Consider the following 20,162-nt stretch of genomic DNA (forward strand, 5'->3'; position numbering starts at 1 on the left):
TGCTTTTTGGAGTTAAAACATGTTTAAACTGTCTTTTATCATGGCTGCATTATTAGCATCTCATACGCTTAGTGCTGCCACACCAGTTATTTATAAAGATGAGCTTTATCAACAGCAAAAAATTGCCACGTTAAATACGCTACCAGATAGCCTTAACTTTATGGTAATTGGCGACTGGGGACATAACGGCCACTTTTATCAAAAAGAAGTCGCACACCAATTAGAAATAGCCATGTATCAAACCGATGCTGACTTTATCGTCTCAACTGGTGATAACTTTTACCCGAATGGGGTAGCAAGCGTCAACGACCCTTTATGGCAATCTGCCTTTGAGGATATATACCACGGCCCGCATACATTTGAAGACTGGTATGTTGTATTAGGCAACCATGATTACCTTGGCAACGCCCAAGCACAAATTGACTATACAAACAAAAGTCAGCGCTGGCAGTTACCCGCAAGGTATTACAGTAAAACCTTTGAACTTGAAAACAATGAACAAGTTTTAATGGTGTTTTTAGATACCAACCCAATTCAGCCTGAATATAAAACCCGTGAAAAATACCGCTCAACTCAAGGTCAAGGTTATCAAACACAATTGGCTTGGCTTGAAACCCAACTTGCCGGCAGTAAAGCAAAGTGGAAGATTGTGGTCGGTCATCACCCACTTTATTCCAGTGGTAAACGCTTTGGCCGTAACCAAGGTATTCGCGATATTTTAGAGCCGATTTTAGAACGTCATAACGTGCAAGCCTATATTGCTGGGCACGAGCATGACCTGCAATACAACCAACCAAAAAATAGCAAGGTTGCTCACTTTGTCTCTGGCGGAGGAAGCGAAGCACGTTTTGTAAAACAGCGTGAATTTACCCGTTATGCAGAAGCAACCCCTGGCTTTTTAAGTGTATCTATCAATGGTGAAACGCTAAAAATGAGCGCAATTAATCACCTTGGTGAAGTACGTTTTAGCACTGAAAAGCATATTAATAAGTAAAGGATAAAATAATGAACTTTAAATTAAGTACCATTTCAACAGTGCTCTCAAGTGCACTTCTGGTTACAGCACTTAGCGGCTGCACAAGTAATGAGGAACCCAGCAGCCAAAGCAACGCAGCTATGGTAAAAACAGCAATAGCTGTGGAAAAATTTGGCCCTCAACAAAATATGCAAGGCTCACAGGCATCAGCGCTGGGTAATAACCAATGGTTGATTGCCAGCGAAAGCCAAGGCTTATTAGTGGCAGATAAAGACCAAAGCAGTGTGTTATTAGCGGGTAACTTTGAATCTATCTCACTGAAGAAAATCACAGAGCAACAATTTTTATTGGCTAGCCTAGATAACAATCAAGACAATGTGGCTATTTTTAAGCTCCTGAAAACGGATTCATCTTGGCAGCTAACTGAGCTTACACGTATCAGTCCACCACAAGCACAACCAGATGCTGTGTGTTTATTTAAAAACGATAACAATGCAACTGTATCAGCGTTTGTGCCAGATGTTCGCGGCTTGATCAGTGAAACCATTGTTTATGACTTAGCGAGCAAGCAAGCAAAAAACATCGCTGTTCGTGAATTTTCAGCCGTTACTGAAGCCTCAGGTTGCGCAGTTAATGACGAAACAAAAACCTTGTATGTGGGCGAAGCTGAACTCGGCGTTTGGGCTATCAATGCTGATGCTGAATCCGATGCCAATAAACAGCCAGTGGCATTAGTTGAGCCTTATGGTGAATTAAAAGCTGAAATCGGCGCGTTATCTGTATCAGACGATGGTACCTTGTGGCTGACAGCCACTGATAATAATGAAGTTTATGCCTACAACGCACAAACAGAAAAACTTAGTCAGTGGTCACTTAACGGTGAGTTGGCAATTGAGTCTGTGGCAGCAGAGCTTATTAATAATGAGCAAGCACAGTTGGTATTAATTGATGATGAAACGGGTGCTTACATTACCACAAAGGTTAACTACACAGCGCAAACGACGGCTTCTCAAAACAAGGCGGCGATGACTCACATTACAGCGAGCGCACAAACCACACCCGTAGCCGCGTTTGGCGATGCAGCGGATGATCCTGCAATTTGGATAAACCCACAAGATGCTAAAAACAGCTTGATTTTAGGCACCGATAAACGCCGTGGCTTAATGGTTTATGATCTTGATGGCAACAAAATACAGTCACTCAATGTTGGACGTTTAAACAATGTTGATGTTCGTCAACATCAAGGTATAAACAATCAAACTAACACCTGGATCACTGCCAGTAACCGTACACTGAACAGCATCAGCGTTTTTACAGTCGATAACGACAACAAGGTACAACATGTAACAGAAGTGGCAACAAACCTAGCTGAAATTTACGGTATGTGTATGTATTCATCTGATTCTGGCCATTATGTTTATGTAAATGATAAATCTGGCTTATTTCAGCAATACAAATTAACCGGTGAGCAAAATAATGTCAGCGGCGAATTAGTTAGAGAGTTTACTTTGCCAAGCCAACCTGAAGGCTGCACTGCAGATGATAAACTAGGCCAATTATTTGCTGGCGAAGAAGATCAAGGTATTTGGTATATTGGTGCAGAGCCTACAGCGGGTAATTCACCAGTTATGCTGCAAGGTGTTAATGAACAACTTGTGGCAGATGTTGAAGGTATGGAAATTTACCATGGTGATGATGAGCGTTATTTAGTGGTATCAAGCCAAGGCGATAATAGTTATGTGCTTTATAATATCTCAGATGATACTCAGCCAAGCTTGAGCTTTGCGGGTAAGTTTAATGTCATCGCGAATCTTGATAAAGGCATTGATGGCGCAGGTGAAACAGACGGCTTAACAGTAACTTCAGCAGCTTTACCTGGTTACCCTGAAGGCATGCTAATCGTTCAAGATGGTTACAACCGTATGCCACTACAACCACAAAACTTTAAAATTGTTGACTGGCGTGAAGTAAAAAAAGCCATTAAATAGATAAACTGTAACCAAAGTTTAGCTATAAAAAATGCCGCGATTAAGCGGCATTTTTTGGCACAGTCAAAACTCCCCCAACTATACCTAAACACGAATAGAGCCTATTTCTATCTCCCCAAAAGTGTAGTCATTGCTGTATTGCCATTTAACTTAATGACGTGCTCATTAATCTCAATTATCTTGTCCAAAAAATTGGGGCATCATAGGATGATGTTTTATTATACAAAAAATGAATAACTATGAAATTAAATGCATTACTAACGTTAAGCTCGGCGCTGCTATGTGCCTCCTACAGCGTAAACCTTTACGCAAATGACACGCTTACTGCCGAAGATATTTTCCAGCTTGAATATGTTAACAATCCACAAATAAGTCCTGATGGTAAGAAAATCATTTATCTAAGAAGTGGCTATGACATCATGAAAGATGCTGCAAAACGCAGTATTTGGCTATACGATGTAAAACAAAATCAGCATTATCCACTACTCGCTGATGAACATAATTACGGGCAACCGACTTGGTCGCCCGACTCTAAAAAAGTCGCGTTTACTTCTAATCGAAGCGGCAGTAATCAACTTTACGTTTATTGGTTAGCGCAAGATAAATTAGCGTTATTAACTCAGCTGCCTAAATCAATTCGCAGTTTAAGCTGGTCTAATAATGGTAACAACATCGCCTTTACCATGAATGTACCTGCCGGTAAAACAGACTTTGTTAAGTCAGTTAAGTTACCTAAAAAGCCAAAAGGCGCCGCTTGGTCAGAGCCCGTAAAGGTGTATGAAAAAGCCCGCTATCAAGCGGATGGTTCAGGCTATTTAGAGCCTGCCTATCGTCATGTATTTGTGGTACCCGCTAATGGCGGCACAGCTAGGCAATTAACAACTGGGAATTTCCAGCATTATGGGCCGCTTGCATGGTCTCCTAATGATAGCAAACTTGCTTTTTCATCAGATCAGCATGCTGATTGGGAGTATCGCACCACTGAATCTGATTTATATGAAGTTGATATAAAACAAGGTACTTATACCCAGCTAACTCAATTGCCAGGTCGAGAGTCTAGCCCAACTTACTCAGTAGATGGCAAACAAATTGCTTTTATTGCCCGTGATAACGCCCCCGTTCCCTACGTAAATTACCAACTCAATGTCATTACTAAAAGTAATAAAAAAAATTGCCAATGTAAGTAATGACTTTGACCGCTCAGTGGCTGATTACAAGTGGTCAGGTAAAGGTGATTTTGTTATTCAATATGACGACTTTGGTAAGCGCAAGCTGGCAAAATTATCATTTAAAGGCAAAGTAACCGATCTCGTTGATTCACTATCAGGCACTTCTATTGGTCGTCCGTATATCAGTGGTAGTTTCAGTCTCGCTAAAAATGGCGCAATTGCCTATACCCAAGGCAGTAGTCAACGCCCGGCTGATTTAGCCTATTTACACAAAGGAAAAAGCAAAACCTTAACCGCTTTAAATGAAGACTTACTCGGGCACAAACAATTAGGTGAAGTCCATGAGTTAAATGTTAAGTCATCATTTGATAATGAAAATATTCAAGGTTGGTACATTACTCCGCCTAATTTCGACAAAACCAAGAAGTACCCTTTATTGCTTGAAATTCACGGTGGCCCACACCTTGCCTACGGACCAAGCTTTACAGCTGAGCTACAACGATACGCAAGTGAAGGTTATGTGGTGGTGTATGTAAATTACCGAGGCTCAACCAGTTACGGTAAAGACTTTGCCTTATTACTCGATGGAAAATATAGCTCAAAAGAAGACTTTGCCGATCATAATTCAGCGGTTGATGCCATGATAGCCAAAGGGTTTATTGATAAAGAAAACCTATTTATTGCAGGCGGCTCTGCAGGCGGTATTGCCACAGCTTACGCCATTGGCTTAACTAATCGTTTTAACGCCGCGGCAATCACAAAGCCGGTAATTAACTGGCTGAGTAAAACGTTAACGGCTGACAGTTATATCGGCCAAATCCGCAATCAATTCCCAGGTATGCCTTGGGATAATGTGGAGCATTATTGGCAGCGTTCACCATTATCACTCGTAGGCAATGTTACAACACCAGCTTTGCTGATGACAGGTGAAGAAGACCGACGCACGCCGATTTCAGAATCTGAGCAGTTTTATCAAGCTCTCAAGTTACAAAAAGTAGACACCGTACTTATCCGTGTACCAGGCTCACCCCATGGTATTGCAGGACGCCCATCTCGCATGATTTCTAAAGTAGAGCACACGTTAGCGTGGTTTGAGCGATACAAGAAATAACTCAACCTCTTGTTTTAATCTCATAAAAAATGCCGCTAAACTGCGGCATTTTTGTTTGTCTATTTTAAGAAGAAAGGTTAATTCTAACTACTTAAACCAACCTTGAAAGCGTTCCATCAACATGTAATTTACAGGAACCAATAACAAGGTAATAAAAGTCGCAAAAATAATACCAAAGCCAAGGCTTACAGCCATCGGTATTAAAAATTGTGCTTGTGTTGCCTTTTCAAACAATAGCGGCATTAAACCTATAAACGTAGTTAAGCTCGTTAGCATAACGGGACGAAAACGAGCCGCACCAGCGCGTTTTACAGCTTCAAGTAAATCACCGCCTTCACTGCGCTTTTTGTTTACGTAATCAACCAGTACCAATGAATCGTTCACAACTACACCAACAAGGGCTAGCATGCCGAGTAGGCTCATTATGGTTAAATCCATTCCCATGATCCAATGCCCCATTACCGCACCTATCATGCCAAATGGGATCACACTCATTACTATTAATGGCTGTAAGTAAGACTTAAACGGAATTGCTAATAGAGCATAAATGATAAAGAATACAAACAATAACCCCCAGGCAAGTGAACCAAACGACTCTCGTTGCTCTTTCGCCTCACCTTCTAAGGTGTAATCTACACCAGGGTATTGTTGCACAAGCTCGTCTAAATACCCTTTCAAGTCAGCTTGAAGAACCGTCATATTGGTGTTGTTCTTCTCAACATCAGCGGTAACATTTAAGGTACGGTAGCGATCGATACGGCGAATGCTCGATGGGCTCTCACCTGTTACTAACTTAGCAACGTGTGATAATGGCACTGTACCACCATCTGGCAAATCAATCAGAATGTCAGTTAAATCTGCTACTGAACGACGCTCAGATAATGGTAGCCTAACCATCACTCGCACATCGTCACGGCCCCTTTGTATACGTTGCGCTTGAGAACCAAAGAACGAATTACGAATTTGCTGTAATACATCTGTACGGTTTAAACCCAGCGCCAAACCTTGGTCGGTCAGTTCAACTTGCAGCTCTTCTTTACCGTCTGACAAACTATCTGCAATTTCAAATACCGTTGGGTAGGTTGCTAGACGCACTTTAATTTTTTCAGCAACTGTTTCTAATGTTTCAATTGTGCTACCAGAGAGCTGAACATTGATTGGATCTGAGCTACGGCCAATTTCAGCCCTAAAGGTAATCGTTTCAGCACCAGGGATCACCCCGATTAAGTCTCGCCATTCACTCGATAGTTGCTGCGAGCCAATATCTGAGTCGCGCTCTTCCGCCGGCGTAATTTCAAAACGTACAGAGCCAGTATTTGATGTGCCTCCTCGACCACCTGTACTTGCCAAGATATTCAAGATAACACTTTCGCCATCTTCATCACGGTACTTATCTTGTAACTCTTTGGCTTTGTCTGCCATAAGTACAATATATTTATTAGTCACATCAAAAGGTGTACCCGCTGGGAAAGTAACGTTTGCACGTACTGTCTCACTGGGGATACGCGGGAAGAAAACAAACTTAGTCCAACCGCTCGATATCAGTGTTAGAATCACTAAAAATATACCAATAAATGCGCTTACTGTAGCTAACTTATTTTTTAGTGCTAAATTAAGTACAGGCTGATAATATTTCATAATCGCTGTTTCAAAACCATCGGCAAAACGCTGCTGTAAACGCTCAAGCTTTGAAGGCTCTGATTTTTGATTACGCAATTTGATGTACTTTAAATGCGCTGGTAACACAAACTTAGATTCAATTAACGAAAATAGTAATACCGGGATAACCACAACGGGAATTTGTGCAAACAAAGCGCCACGCCCGCCTTCAATAAATGCCAGCGGTAAAAATGCAGCAACGGTTGTTAAAACACCAAAAGTGACAGGAGTAGCAACTTCTTGGGTTCCTAGAATAGCCGCTTGCTCTCCCGATTCTGCAGTTTTTAAATGGGTATAGACATTTTCGCCAGTGACAATCGCATCATCAACAACAATCCCCAGTACTAAAATAAAGCCAAATAAGCTCATTATATTTAGCGTAATACCAAACAACGGCATCGCTAAAAATGCACCCATGAACGATACAGGAATACCAACAAACACCCATATTGCAATGGCTGGGCGTAAAAATAACGTCAGTAGTGCCAATACTAAAATACCACCTTGAATCGCATTGGTTGTTAAAGTGGCAATACGCCCTTTTACTATTTGCGAATCATCATCCCAGTAACTGAGCTGAAAGCCTTTCGGTAGGCTCTCTTGTTGTTCATTTATGTAATCTTTTACTGCATCAGCCACACCAATCGCACTTTGTGGGCCAATACGATACACGTCGATAAATGCAGCTTGCTTACCATTAAAACGAGTGCGAACTGGGGTTTCTTCAAAATCATCAGTAATACTGGCAATGTCACCTAAACGAATAATAGTGCCATCAGCTTGTTGTTTAACAACAATTTGTGCAAACTCATTCTTACGGTAGGCTTGGCCTTTTGAGCGAATAAGCACCTCACCGCCCTCAGTTTTTAAGTTACCGGCAGAGACATCAGTACTTGAGCGAGATATTGCTGAAGAAATCTCCGCCAAACTTAAATCGTATTGACGTAATACATCTTGGCTTACTTCTACAGCAATTTCGTAATCACGAACACCGCTTAGTTCAACTTGGGTAATTAAAGGAATACGCAGTAAGTCATCACGTACTTTTTCAGCATATTCAAGGGTTTCTTTTTCACCATATTCACTCGAAACTGTCACTGCGATTACTTCGCGAATACGTTGATCAAGCGCAACAACGGGCTTTTCAGCATCCACTGGGAAAGTATTAATGGCATCAACTCGGCTTTTTATATCAGCCAATAAATCACGAGCATCATAACCAGTTTCAACTTCAATACTCACGGACGATGAACCTTCAGAAGAACTACTTGAAATTTGCTCTATCCCTTCCAAGTCTTGCACCGCTTCTTCAATGCGAATAGTCACACCCTTTTCAACATCTTCCGGGGTTGAACCACGCAAAGTCACTTTTACGCTAATACGATCCGCCTCAAAAGAAGGAAAGACTTCTAAAGGAATTTGAGTCGATAAACTAAATAGCCCAGACAACACAATACTAATAAGCAGTAAGTTGGCGGCTACATGGTTCTTAGTAAACCAAGCTATCATTGCCCAGCTCCTTGGCCGCGAGCTTGGCGACGCTGCTGCATTAGCTCTTTAACTGAAATACCTTGCTCTTTGGCCATAGCTTCTAATTGTTCTTTACTCGGGCGTTCACCTCGACCTTGCTTTTGACCACGGGTACTTTGATAGGCTTGTTCACCCATAATATTTACTTGTGTGCCTGAGCTTACTTGACCTAGCGGCGTAATAACTAAGTTATCGCCCGCACTAAGCCCGGATGCAATAATCGCATCATTGGCATTTTGCCATCTTAAGCTAATATCTTTACGCTTTAAGATACCTTGCTCTTCAATATATACATAGCTGCCTTGGTAAATAGCACTATTGGGAATTACAATTGCATTTTGAACCTCTACCCCTTTAATTTGCGCTGTTATATATTGACCAATTTTAATTGGATATTGGTTATTTGCCGTTGCTTTATATGGGTCGTGAATTTGCCCAACCACATAAAGCTGCTGAGCAGATGAATCTATAGCACCTTCAGTACGAACTATTTGGCCTTGCCATTGTTGTGCGCCAACAAGATCGGAGCGAAAAACAACGGCTGAACCTTGCTCATTACTTACCCCATCACGAAACTGTTCTGGTAATTCGATAAAAGGTAAGTCTTTATTTTTAATTGGAAGACGGATTTCCACACTGTCAATTGCATAAATAGAGGCAAGTTCAGTGTTATTATTTACCACTTGCCCTAAATCAACACTGCGGCTTAAAACTCTACCTGCATAAGGTGCTCGGATTTTAGTGCGTTCTAAATCAAGCTCAGCTTTTTCTAGCTGCGCTTGTGCTGATAAAACCTCAGCTTGCGCTGCTGCTAATTGTGGTTTACGCAGTACTAATGAACTGGCTTGTTCACCATTTCCTAAACGCTGCCAATCAGTTTGTGCTTGGTTACCACGCGCTTCTTCTTCTAACAAAGCTTGTTGTGCACTTAATAAGTTAGCTTGAGCAGATTTAACTTCTGCACGGTGATCTCTATCATCCAACTCAAGTAGCACCTCACCTTTATCAAAAAAGCCACCTTCGCGAAATTGGTCACTAATTTTAATAATTTGCCCTGATGCTTGCGACACTAACATGCTTTGTGTTTTTGGCTTTACCGTACCAAAACTGTTGATCATTATTTGATAAGGCTTAGCTTCTAAGCGAGACACTGCAACAGTCACATTCGCTTTAGGTGCAGAGCCAAAACGTCTCGTTTCAGGTGGGTTGTCTTTAATAACGACAATCAACGTCGCGGTAACTGCGATTATAATAGTTGGGATTAATAGTTTACGAAGTTTACTGTTCATAATTATTGCTCTTCTGGCTCTTGGTTAGGCTCGGAAAAATCGCCACCAAGGGCAATATGTAACTTTATTCTATTTAATATTAATTGGTTTTTGATATTGATCACTGAGTTTTGTGCACTGAAAGAGCGATCTTGAGCATCAAGTACCGTGGTGTAATCAACTAAACCACTTTGATATTGTTCAAATGATAACTTTTCTGCGGCAATAGCATTGGTTTGCGCTTCGAGTGTTTTTTCATAGCGTTGCTGCAACGACTGCTCTTGAGTAATTGCATTTTCAACATCACCAAATGCATCGTATAAAGACTCAAGATACACTTGCTCTTGACGTTTCACCGTTAATCTAGCTTGCTCTTCATTCGCAGCTAAGCGTCCACCATCAAAAATAGGCATCGCAATGCTACCAACCAGTGACCACGCTAAACTTGAAGGCGAAAATAGATCACTAACCCTATCAGTACTATCACCAATTGACGCTGACAAATTTAAGCTAGGAAAACGCTGTTTGTGAGCATATGCTAAACCAGCATCAGTGCTTAATAATTGATACCAACTAGCCATTAAACTTGGTTTACGAGTAATAAGCTCTGACGGTAAACCTTTCGGAATTGGTTGGTCAAGTAAAGGTAAATCGGCATCTACAGTTAAAGCACCTTTAGGGTATTCACCGGTTAAACGCTCAAGTACACGAATTGATTCTGTTAAGGTTGCTTGCTGCTCAGCAATATTTGAACGTTCAGTATTTAATTCGTTACGAGTTAAATAAACATCAAGCGCTTCATTCAAGCCTTGGCGATAACCAGATTCAATAATCGCAAGATTTTGCTCTGCTATTTTTTCTCTTTGTTTATATAACTCTAATAACTGTTGGGCTGTTATTACATTAAACCAACCACTGACTACCTCAGCGACCAATTGCTGGCGAGACTGCTCAAAGTTTGCTTTTTGCGCTAAATACTCCAAATTTGCTTGGCGCTCAGCTAAAGAGAGTTTACCCCATAGATCAATTTCATAGCTGAGTGATAAATCGGCAGAGCTGGCATTACTGTAGCTAACGGGACGATTATCTTTACTTCTACTTGTACGTGCAGATAGATCTAAGCTTGGCCAAAGCGCTGCTCCTGTAGCTATTAATTGCTGCTCTTTTATAGCGACATCATAACCCGCTTGTAAAATAGCTTGGTTATGCTTAAGCGCTTGCTCTACAAGTACATACACTTGTGGATTTTCAAGCTGCTGCAACCAATCGTTTGCGACCGTTCCCGCTATTTGTTGTTCTAAATCTTGTTGCCAATTATTTGGTAGTGTTTCGAGCTGCTGCACACGCTCTTGTTGAGTAGGCTGTGTTGCGCATGCCCCGATAAACAACACAGATAGTGCAACAATACTCGGCTTTAATTGCCAGTTCATGTTTAACCCTGAATACATCTATTACTGAGTGTAATTCAAGCACTCATGCACGAATAGCTCAACTGACTTTACATAACATTACAAATTCTTAGCATACAGTACGTTAAAGTGCTGGATTAGTAAGATGAAAGGTTAAAAGCTGGTGCGTAGGATGAAGTTTGCGGGGTTGCATTCACTTGTAAAGAGCACGAGTTTGCGAGTTTGCGAGTTTGCGAGTTTGCGAGTTTGCGAGTTTGCGAGTTTGCGAGTTTGCGAGTTTGCGAGTTTGCGAGTTTGCGAGTTTGCGAGTTTGCGAGTTTGCGAGTTTGCGAGTTTGCGAGTTTGCGAGTTTGCGAGTTTGCGAGTTTGCGAGTTTGCGAGTTTGCGAGTTTGCGAGTTTGCGAGTTTTTCAAGATTAGAAAATAACAGTAAATATTAATCAATAGGTGGTTCAGCTTTATACTGATAACTACTTGCTACAAAAAAATTTTCTTAGTACAGGTTAGTTAGGTGATAACAAGTCTCCTATTTTTTAATAGCCGTTAAAGGGCTATTAATACCTAAAATATCGCTAATATAGCAAATTTTAGGCGAACGAGCGCCAAATAAACTTTTAGTTATTTTGAAAATTAAATGCCTATTGGCTACACTCGTTTGTAGCTTTTCGAAATGACAAAGCTGAAAGCTTTGTTCTAAAGATACGCTGACCAATGGCCTCGTTAAGTAAGTAATCCGATAATGGGATAACCCGCCCATAACTTCAACAAAAGTAATAGACCTGTTGGTACGGTTGGGTTTGCCCACCGCGTCACTCCCCTATTTCTACGCGGGAGTGACGCGGTTAATTTAGCAATTTAAGAGATTCATCATTCTATCTTTGAGTAATTGCACTGTTTGGTGATTACCGTTAGCTATGGCTGATTGCAACTCTACAGCCAACTGTAAAACCTCATTAGGTTCATCAATCCCATAATCTGCTGAACGTTGATTTAACTTACACACACCAATGGTAAAATGCCCTTTACTTGTTCTATCTATGTACCAATTGTCTCTACTTATATCTATGTGATCTTCATAGTTATCAAAGTGAGGGTGCACAATCTTGAAACCTGAACTAGCTCTAGGGTACCGTGTGCGCTTTTTCCCTCCTTGATTTAAGGTTAATGTTTCTTTATCTTTTTTTATTTGATTACAATCCGCACAAACAACACACAGATTTTTAGGAAGAAACATGTATTTATCATGCAGTGACTTTGGAACAATGTGTTCTACATGACAATTTAAAGCAGAAACGACACTCATGTCTTTTCTACAATAGGCGCATCTCTTATTTTGTTGAACTCTGTAATGCTTTCTAATAAAAGAGCGTAAACCAGCTAACTCTTTGCTTAAATTATCATTGTTCCAATCACTATGCTTAAAATCAGGATTATCAACAACATCTGATATCAACTGCTTTTGAGCCTTGTTAAATAAAACTTCACTCTTAATTTCGGCCATACTTTTGATACACCTCATTAAGCATTTCAATTAACTCAATAACAGAATCATTTTCAGGTAAACTACCTTTTATTCCATTCATAAAGTCTAAGTTTTGAAGATCTTCCTCATCAAAACTTTTATTAGCTTTTACTTTAGAAAATATATTAATCGCTAATTTTATTAAGTATTCATTATTATTGCCTGGCGCATCAAAAACTTTTGCCAATTGAAAATCCGCTGATCTATTATGGTAATCCTTAGATAACATCAATTCTGGGATATCTGAACCTAGATTAACTATAAATGCATCTTTTTTACTTATAGAGGAAATCAAATTTGGAGAGTGCGTAGCAATGATGAAGTGACAATTTTTATAATTAGAAAATGTAGATTGAAGTAGATCTAAAAAACTCAATTGCCACCTTGGGTGTAAACTAAGCTCAGGCTCATCAATCAGTATTAATGAGTTATTTTCAATCTCTCCTGCTATGGATGACATCGTGAATAATAAGCTCAACTCCCCAGAACTTGCCTCTGAAAGTAAAAACTCACTTTGTGAATCTCGTTTCTTAAATTCAACATCATCAAGTTCTATTAAATCGTATTCAGTTAAAAGCTCTAAGGAGCTTAAAAATGTTTTATTTTCATGTTCTTTTTCAAGATTTATTGCGCAACTAATTTCTATAGGCTTAAAGAAATGATTATCTAACTCTTTACCCTCTAGAACAAACTCTAATGCATTAATTAACTGCTCTGCCAGAGCTTCATTGTCATTTTCTTTTCGAAACTCATCATGGTCTTTATCTTTAAAAAAACTTAATACTTCTAATCATGTTTAGTATTTTATTTTTTTCAACATCCTCAACTCGAAAACGCTCTGATAGAATCAACTTCAAAGTAAATGTATTGGATATATTCAAATAATTAAAAACTTTCGAGAAATCAATATATTTGCGCTTAGGCTTAAGAAGTAATTTTATGAATGAGGCCCCAAGCTGATCAAACTTATTACTTAAATAGCTTCTCTTAAGTCTTGCTCCTGAAATATCACTTGATCTAGTGCCTAGATAAACGTAAGGAATAGTAAGCTTTAGATGAGGTCGTCGCTCTAAAAAGGGAAATTTATCATATGGACTGCCTGTAATACCCAAAATTTTACATGGAAAAACAAGGTCTTTGAAGTCAACCAATTGAGAATTTTTTTTACAAATAAGTTTTTGAGATTGATTTTTAACCTCAGTAAGGAAGTACTCCATCAGCTGTTGATTACTTCCTCCATCGTTTGTTTCGTTTATATTTATTACAGTTTCATATGGGTAATGAGAAACCAAAGTCACAACTTCATCGTTTGAAACTTTATATTTTTCAACAAAAGGATGGACTGGCTTTGAAATTGAGTATGAAATATCGTTACTTAGGTAAGTTATATCATCTAACTCTTCTTTCTTTGGTATATTTGAAAAATTATTTAATTCGTACCGAAAATTATTTTTATAACTGACCTTAATAAAAGCGAAGCAAATATTTTGAAACAGATAGCTTTTCCCACTACCATTATTTCCCATTATGACTGTTACAGCATTTGCACCCTTGGTTACTCCTGGCTTAGCCAAAGGAATTGTTCTCCCTTTTAACTGCACACTTTTTAAAAGCATGTTAATTCTTCCTTACTTATGAAATTAAAATTTTTGCGCAATATTTTTGATTATTATTTTTATTTATCATTATTTAAAGCCATCACAAATTTAAATGTAGCTCTTACTAAATTTACTTTACTAGGCACGAACTTATCAAAGTTCCAACTCAAGTGTCACTAATTAAAGTTATTATGCATAAATAATTCTGAGAAAAAAAACCTGAAGAATTCAGAAGGATTCAACAAAACAAGTAATGTTTAGTAGTTCCAATCAACCATTGAGGTAAAAAATATGTTTTTACTAATGTAATAGGCACACTCAAGCCCTACCAGCTTAAGGCAGTCAAAATAAAAGAAAGGAACTAGGTTACAGGATTTCTATAACGCTCTATTGGTGCTGATATGGGTACTTTAGGGTGCTGATTATTCGACAATTTCACTTTAACCTGTTTAGTACAACTAAAGATAAGTTTAACGACTTTACGTACTTTTTCTCGAACCACTGACAATAAGCCCACCTCGAGCATAGTCTCTGTCAATGATTTTACTGTCATATACGCCCAACCTAGCTTATTGGCTAACTGTGAAATACTTTGCTGATAAGTATCGCGTTTATTTCGGCTAGCGATTTTGCCTGCTTTAATCTTGCTAGTGATCAACGCTTGCAGCATAAGCATTTTGTGTTGATGGCGTGAGTCATAACGACTTTTTGAATCAAATAGATGAAGCTGTACAGGGTATAAGCGTAGTGTATGGCTCGATTGTTGTTTATTAAGCATCTGCGTAAAGCTTTGCAATAAACGATAGCCAAGCGGGTGCTTTACATTTAAATGTAGTGTGCGGCTATAGCTCGATTTATTGGGTGTTTCTATCAGTAGTGGGGCTCTTTTTCATCTTTTAATGGCCCTAGTAAGCTTTTAAGGGCGTTTTTAACTGCATTAATTGAATAAGCCAGATGCTTAGCCACAGCTGATGCCGATGAATTAAATTTACCGTGTTTTGCATGATGGTATGCGATATGTCCCAAAACTAATGTTTGAGTAGCAGACAATACTTCAAGCGCAAAAAACACTTGTTTCTTTTTGCCACATTGATCAGCAACTGTATTTAGGCCTGATGAAAAATTATTTTTAAATTTTCTAGTCAATTGTTTATGAAAGCCGCGTTAGAAACTTAAGTCGCCAAACTTAATCTGAGTTTCTTTATCGCGGTTTTTTGCTTTCTGGCGTTCGCAAAGTCGCCTCCGTCTGTTATGACGAAAACTAGGTACTTTTGTAGGGAAACTATATTTTAGTAGGAAAAGGCATTTCAGATATTAGCGCTAGGCTAGAATAAATGGTGCCTCGACGCGGAATCGAACCACGGACACGAGGATTTTCAATCCTCTGCTCTACCGACTGAGCTATCGAGGCACTTAACAGTGCTTGTTAACAGTAGCAACTATTAACTAAATAAATGGTGCCGACTAATCAAGTCGAACGGATAACTTAAATGAATTACTGATTACAAGTCAGTTGCTCTGTTCAAATTATCTAAAATAAATGGTGCCGACTAACCGGGTCGAACGGATAACTTAAATGAATTACTGATTACAAGTCAGTTGCTCTGTTCAAATTATCTAAAATAAATGGTGCCGACTAACCGAGTCGAACGGATAACTTAAATGATTACTGATTACAAGTCAGTTGCTTTGTTCAAATTATCTAAAATAAATGGTGCCGACTAACCGAGTCGAACGGTTGACCTACTGATTACAAGTCAGTTGCTCTACCAGCTGAGCTAAGTCGGCACACTAAACTGTGTGCTAGGCACGTATCAATTTTAAAGATTGATTAACTTTAATAAATGGTGCCTCGACGCGGAATCGAACCACGGACACGAGGATTTTCAATCCTCTGCTCTACCGACTGAGCTATCGAGGCACAACAACTGTGCTGATTCACTGTTAACTTAACAATAAATCTAAAATAAATGGTGCCGACTAACCGAGTCGAACGGTTGACCTACTGATTACAAGTCAGTTGCTCTACCAGCTGAGCTAAGTCGGCACACTAAACTGTGTGCTATGGCACATATCAATTTTAAAGATTGATTAACTTAAATTTTTTAATTAAAAAAGCCTCGCTATTGCGAAGCCTTTTCAAATAAATGGTGCCTCGACGCGGAATCGAACCACGGACACGAGGATTTTCAATCCTCTGCTCTACCGACTGAGCTATCGAGGCACTTAATAGTGCTAATTAAATGTTTAAAACATTTAATCTAAATAAATGGTGCCGACTAATCAAGTCGAACGGATAACTTAAATGATTACTGATTACAAGTCAGTTGCTCTGTTCAAATTATCTAAAATAAATGGTGCCGACTAACCGAGTCGAACGGATAACTTAAATGAATTACTGATTACAAGTCAGTTGCTCTGTTCAAATTATCAAATAAATGGTGCCGACTAACCGAGTCGAACGGTTGACCTACTGATTACAAGTCAGTTGCTCTACCAGCTGAGCTAAGTCGGCACACTAAATCGTGTGCTTTGGCACGCGTAATAACGTTTTAACATACAACTCAAACATTACTACTTATAATAATGGTGCCTCGACGCGGAATCGAACCACGGACACGAGGATTTTCAATCCTCTGCTCTACCGACTGAGCTATCGAGGCAAATTCAGTTTGCCTATAAACTATATAGGACTTTCAATTTATTTCCTACTAACTCTACTGACTGAGCTATCGTGGGAATTCAGCTTTACTTAAAACCTAGAGTATTATCAACACTCTTCCCAACAAGCTCTGCTGACTTAGCTATCTGGGCGTGCGGCGTATTAAACTGGTTTTGCCCCTGCAAGTCAACTTTTTTTTATCCCACCCCACTGTTTGAACAGTTTTACAGCAATGTGTACGATAAACATATTAAATGATGCTTTTTACATCAAAATAAGTGATTTAGAATAAGCCCTTGTAATTGCTTATGGGTAATTACAAGGGCTTATTCTGTAAAGTAGTAAGTATTGCAATAATATGTACATTACGTAGTGAATTATTTTCAGTAAATGTTAGGATTGATTCCAAGTAAATAAGCTGCTGTTTGGTTCGTAGCTAATACATTAAAATTGGAAAATAAATGCAGAGTAAATTTTCTTCGCCCGTTAAGGGCTTATTACCACTTATTATATTTACAAATATTGTGGCAATAACATTAGCTTTAGCCGCCTACTACTTCTACCCGATAAAACAAATTAGTAACTTTCAAGCCAAAAGCGCTACTGACTTAAGCGAGTTAGCTAATAATTTAGAAAAACAATTAGTCACCACTCTTAGTGAATCGGGGCAAAACAAAGCAGAGCAACTATTAATTTTAAGCTCAAAGCTAAATAATCAATTTGAATATTACTTATATAGGTATACATCATTAAGTGCACCTCAACTCATTTATTCAAGCCATAAGCCTGCTATCAAACCTTTAAAGCTGGACACATTTATTCAAAATAAAACAGTTATTCATAAACAATTAATTTTGAATGATCAACCTATTGGAGAATTAATAATTAAAGACAGGCATAGCTCAGCTTCAACTATAGCAGATTCAATGCTATTTACTTATGTATTAGCAGGGTTAGCATTTTTTAGCTTATTTATATTTGCCTTCTATATTAATGCTTTTATAAACAAAAGAATAAAAAGAAATATCGACTACCTCGCTTCAGAAATCGATACAATTTGTCAGTCTTCTAACTATGAATCACAAGTAAAAGAGCAGTTAGATTTAGGGATGAAAGCAGTTGCAATAAATATAAATAAACTCCTCAAGCAAGTACAAAACGCGATTGTTAGTAATCAAGTAACACAGTCCCAATTGCAAAGCCTGCAAAATGGGTTAGAGATAGAAGTTCAAAAACGTACAATGCAGCTTGAGAAAGCAACACTAAGAGCTGAACAAGCAAGTGATTCTAAAACTACTTTTTTAGCAACAATGAGTCATGAGATACGCACGCCAATGAATGGTGTAATTGGCACAATAGATCTATTGAGACAAACTGAGCTTGATGGCGCTCAGCATCGACTAAGCACTATTATTCGTGAATCTGCGTTTTCATTATTAGGTATTTTAGATGACATATTAGATTTTTCTAAAATTGAAGCTGGTAGGCTCAATATAGATCCAACCCCATTTTCAGTTTCTGACACTATTGAAGAAGTAGCCAGAGTTTTATCATCGGTTGCCAAAAAACGCCAGCTCGATTTAGAGCTAGCAATTGCCCCAGATATTCCAACAAACTTAATTGGCGATACCATGAGAGTACGCCAAGTCCTGTACAATTTATGTAGTAATGCTATTAAATTCACTAGCACCGATGAGAACCGTCGTGGCCATGTTCGTATAGCCGTTGAAGTAGCTCAAAACACGACAGATCATTTCACTCTACGTTTTATTGTCAGTGATAATGGAAAAGGTATGAGCCAGGCACAATTACGTGAAATTTTTAACCCCTTTATTCAAGCTGAAAATTCTATCACTCGAGAATATGGTGGCACGGGGCTTGGCCTTTCAATTTGTAAAAGTTTAACCGAGCTCATGCTTGGTACAATTAATGTTACAAGTGATTTAGGCATTGGCAGTGAATTTGTTGTTGAATTACCTTTTAGCACCGAAGGAACAATTAAGTACGCACATAAAAATACATTAAAAGATCAACTTGTAGTTTTGATAAGCGAAAATAGTACGAGAAAGCAAACATTATCACGTTACCTATCGTTTATGGGAGCTAAAACACTTCAAGCGGATACTCTTGATGAAATAGAGCAGCACCAAGAGAGTTTTGGTATTGTCTGGGTTCTTGATGGTGTTGATTCGATAGAAAAAACGAATTCATTACTACGTCGTCTAATATACACTCTAGAAGATCATAACCAACAGGTTGTTGTACTAAGTAAGCTAGATGAAGCAGCAATTAACCATAAAAATATTTTTTATCTTAATGCTACACCATTGTGCAAATCTAACTTTATGATGTCATTACTTGTAGCTGCTGGACTTCATAAACCTAAACAAGTGAAACCCGTTAAAACTCTAAATAACTACCTAAACGTAGAACAGGCTAGAGAGGAAAATAGACTCATTTTACTTGTTGAAGATAACCTCTTAAACCAACAAGTACTAACCGATCAATTGCATTTGCTAGGCTTTGGCGTTGAAGTCGCTGAAAACGGTGAGCAAGGCTTGCAAAAATGGCGAGAAGAACGCTATTCACTCATTCTTACTGATTTACATATGCCTAAAATGTCAGGCTACGATATGGTCGAAACAATCAGAGAGGAAGCTTCATTACTTGATGATATTAATGCACAGCCATATATAATAGCAATCACAGCGAATGCGCTGAAAGGCGAAAAAGAGCGCTGTTTAAATGCAGGTATTAATGATTTTATTACTAAGCCTGTGGAATTAAATACTTTAGAAGCCATTTTAGAGAAGTGGGCTCAAAAAAAGTCAGCAAGGTACTGTTTATGTGGGCGAGCTCGGCGAAAGGCCTGCAGCCCCAGTTAATTTAGAAATGCTAGCTAAATACGTAAACAACGATGAAGCTAAACAAATACGCTTTTTTAAAATGTACTTAGAGCAAAGTAATAACTTAACTAAAGAAATAAACAGTGCTGTTATGGTTACAGACTATCAAGGTATTGCACAAGCCTGCCACCAGTTAAAATCAATTTCTAAAACGATTGGAGCTGAACAAATTAGTAAATTATCCGCCGATTTTGAAGAACACTGTAATTTAGAAAATTTATCGAGTGATGAGCTAATAGAACAAAGAGATACTCTAGAAATCGAGTACTCTAGAGTCGCGCAATTTCTGAAAGAACAAATTAGAAAATCTGACGAACAAGAAGAAAATAGTATCTAGTTTGTGGTTGATAAAAGGGCAACGTCGC

Annotated in this window: 10 protein-coding genes, 7 tRNA genes and 2 pseudogenes; 4 read left to right on the top strand and 15 right to left on the bottom strand. The window is 38.8% G+C overall.

Annotation, left to right across the window (positions count from 1 at the left end):
- Positions 1 to 19 precede the first annotated feature (19 nt).
- The 3 genes and pseudogenes from ACU8V8_RS11515 (at position 20) to ACU8V8_RS11525 (ending at position 5,244) form a co-directional block, all read left to right on the top strand.
- Positions 20 to 994, top strand: coding sequence for a metallophosphoesterase (locus tag ACU8V8_RS11515; protein ID WP_446887578.1), 975 nt, complete (start codon positions 20 to 22; stop codon positions 992 to 994).
- Between the two features lie 11 nt (positions 995 to 1,005).
- Positions 1,006 to 2,964, top strand: a complete 1,959-nt coding sequence (locus ACU8V8_RS11520) for a phytase (protein ID WP_446887579.1) — start codon at positions 1,006 to 1,008, stop codon at positions 2,962 to 2,964.
- A gap of 239 nt (positions 2,965 to 3,203) precedes the next feature.
- Positions 3,204 to 5,244: pseudogene (locus ACU8V8_RS11525) on the top strand (prolyl oligopeptidase family serine peptidase).
- Between the two features lie 87 nt (positions 5,245 to 5,331).
- On the opposite strand, the gene ACU8V8_RS11530 reads toward ACU8V8_RS11525, so the two are convergent.
- The 15 genes from ACU8V8_RS11530 to ACU8V8_RS11600 all read right to left on the bottom strand — a co-directional run bounded on the left by ACU8V8_RS11530 (position 5,332) and on the right by ACU8V8_RS11600 (position 16,892).
- On the bottom strand, positions 5,332 to 8,412 hold the full coding sequence (locus tag ACU8V8_RS11530) for an efflux RND transporter permease subunit (protein ID WP_446887580.1): 3,081 nt from the start codon (positions 8,410 to 8,412) through the stop codon (positions 5,332 to 5,334).
- Positions 8,409 to 9,722: an efflux RND transporter periplasmic adaptor subunit gene (locus tag ACU8V8_RS11535; RefSeq protein ID WP_446887581.1), complete on the bottom strand. Its 1,314-nt coding sequence runs from the start codon at positions 9,720 to 9,722 to the stop codon at positions 8,409 to 8,411. Before ACU8V8_RS11535 ends, ACU8V8_RS11530 begins: the two co-directional genes overlap by 4 nt.
- Positions 9,723 to 9,724: 2 nt before the next feature.
- Positions 9,725 to 11,131 carry a TolC family protein gene (locus ACU8V8_RS11540; RefSeq protein ID WP_446887582.1) on the bottom strand — a complete coding sequence of 469 codons (1,407 nt, stop codon included), beginning with the start codon at positions 11,129 to 11,131 and terminating at the stop codon, positions 9,725 to 9,727.
- Positions 11,132 to 11,956: 825 nt separating this feature from the next.
- Positions 11,957 to 12,610, bottom strand: a complete 654-nt coding sequence (locus ACU8V8_RS11545) for an HNH endonuclease (protein WP_446887583.1) — start codon at positions 12,608 to 12,610, stop codon at positions 11,957 to 11,959.
- A complete protein-coding gene (locus ACU8V8_RS11550; protein WP_446889632.1) occupies positions 12,597 to 13,352 on the bottom strand; it encodes an AAA family ATPase in 756 nt (251 codons plus the stop codon). Before ACU8V8_RS11550 ends, ACU8V8_RS11545 begins: the two co-directional genes overlap by 14 nt.
- 46 nt (positions 13,353 to 13,398) lie before the next feature.
- On the bottom strand, positions 13,399 to 14,247 hold the full coding sequence (locus ACU8V8_RS11555) for an ATP-binding cassette domain-containing protein (protein WP_446887584.1): 849 nt from the start codon (positions 14,245 to 14,247) through the stop codon (positions 13,399 to 13,401).
- Positions 14,248 to 14,590: 343 nt separating this feature from the next.
- On the bottom strand, positions 14,591 to 15,007 hold the full coding sequence (locus tag ACU8V8_RS11560; RefSeq protein WP_446887585.1) for a hypothetical protein: 417 nt from the start codon (positions 15,005 to 15,007) through the stop codon (positions 14,591 to 14,593).
- Positions 15,008 to 15,099: 92 nt separating this feature from the next.
- Positions 15,100 to 15,375 (bottom strand): hypothetical protein, encoded by a 276-nt coding sequence (locus ACU8V8_RS11565; protein ID WP_446887586.1) that lies wholly within the window; start codon positions 15,373 to 15,375, stop codon positions 15,100 to 15,102.
- 189 nt (positions 15,376 to 15,564) lie between these two features.
- Positions 15,565 to 15,640 (bottom strand) — tRNA-Phe (locus ACU8V8_RS11570).
- A gap of 301 nt (positions 15,641 to 15,941) precedes the next feature.
- Positions 15,942 to 16,017, bottom strand: a tRNA-Thr gene (locus tag ACU8V8_RS11575).
- Positions 16,018 to 16,074: 57 nt separating this feature from the next.
- Positions 16,075 to 16,150: transfer RNA gene (locus ACU8V8_RS11580), tRNA-Phe, on the bottom strand.
- 50 nt (positions 16,151 to 16,200) lie between these two features.
- A tRNA-Thr gene (locus ACU8V8_RS11585) sits at positions 16,201 to 16,276 on the bottom strand.
- A gap of 101 nt (positions 16,277 to 16,377) precedes the next feature.
- A tRNA-Phe gene (locus ACU8V8_RS11590) sits at positions 16,378 to 16,453 on the bottom strand.
- 215 nt (positions 16,454 to 16,668) lie between these two features.
- Positions 16,669 to 16,744 (bottom strand) — tRNA-Thr (locus ACU8V8_RS11595).
- Between the two features lie 72 nt (positions 16,745 to 16,816).
- Positions 16,817 to 16,892, bottom strand: a tRNA-Phe gene (locus ACU8V8_RS11600).
- A gap of 460 nt (positions 16,893 to 17,352) precedes the next feature.
- On the opposite strand from ACU8V8_RS11600, the pseudogene ACU8V8_RS11605 reads away from it, so the two are divergent.
- Positions 17,353 to 20,134, top strand: a pseudogene (locus ACU8V8_RS11605) (ATP-binding protein).
- Positions 20,135 to 20,162: the final 28 nt, after the last annotated feature.

This window comes from Pseudoalteromonas sp. SaAl2 (assembly GCF_052947895.1).

What these genes read in the sequence shown, in the direction of transcription:
- ACU8V8_RS11515 (WP_446887578.1), top strand. Translation starts at nt 20, where the DNA reads ATGTTTAAACTGTCTTTTATCATGGCTGCATTATTAGCATCTCATACG.
- ACU8V8_RS11520 (WP_446887579.1), top strand. Translation starts at nt 1,006, where the DNA reads ATGAACTTTAAATTAAGTACCATTTCAACAGTGCTCTCAAGTGCACTT.
- ACU8V8_RS11530 (WP_446887580.1), bottom strand. Translation starts at nt 8,412, where the DNA reads ATGATAGCTTGGTTTACTAAGAACCATGTAGCCGCCAACTTACTGCTT.
- ACU8V8_RS11535 (WP_446887581.1), bottom strand. Translation starts at nt 9,722, where the DNA reads ATGAACAGTAAACTTCGTAAACTATTAATCCCAACTATTATAATCGCA.
- ACU8V8_RS11540 (WP_446887582.1), bottom strand. Translation starts at nt 11,131, where the DNA reads ATGAACTGGCAATTAAAGCCGAGTATTGTTGCACTATCTGTGTTGTTT.
- ACU8V8_RS11545 (WP_446887583.1), bottom strand. Translation starts at nt 12,610, where the DNA reads ATGGCCGAAATTAAGAGTGAAGTTTTATTTAACAAGGCTCAAAAGCAG.
- ACU8V8_RS11555 (WP_446887584.1), bottom strand. Translation starts at nt 14,247, where the DNA reads ATGCTTTTAAAAAGTGTGCAGTTAAAAGGGAGAACAATTCCTTTGGCT.
- ACU8V8_RS11560 (WP_446887585.1), bottom strand. Translation starts at nt 15,007, where the DNA reads ATGCTTAATAAACAACAATCGAGCCATACACTACGCTTATACCCTGTA.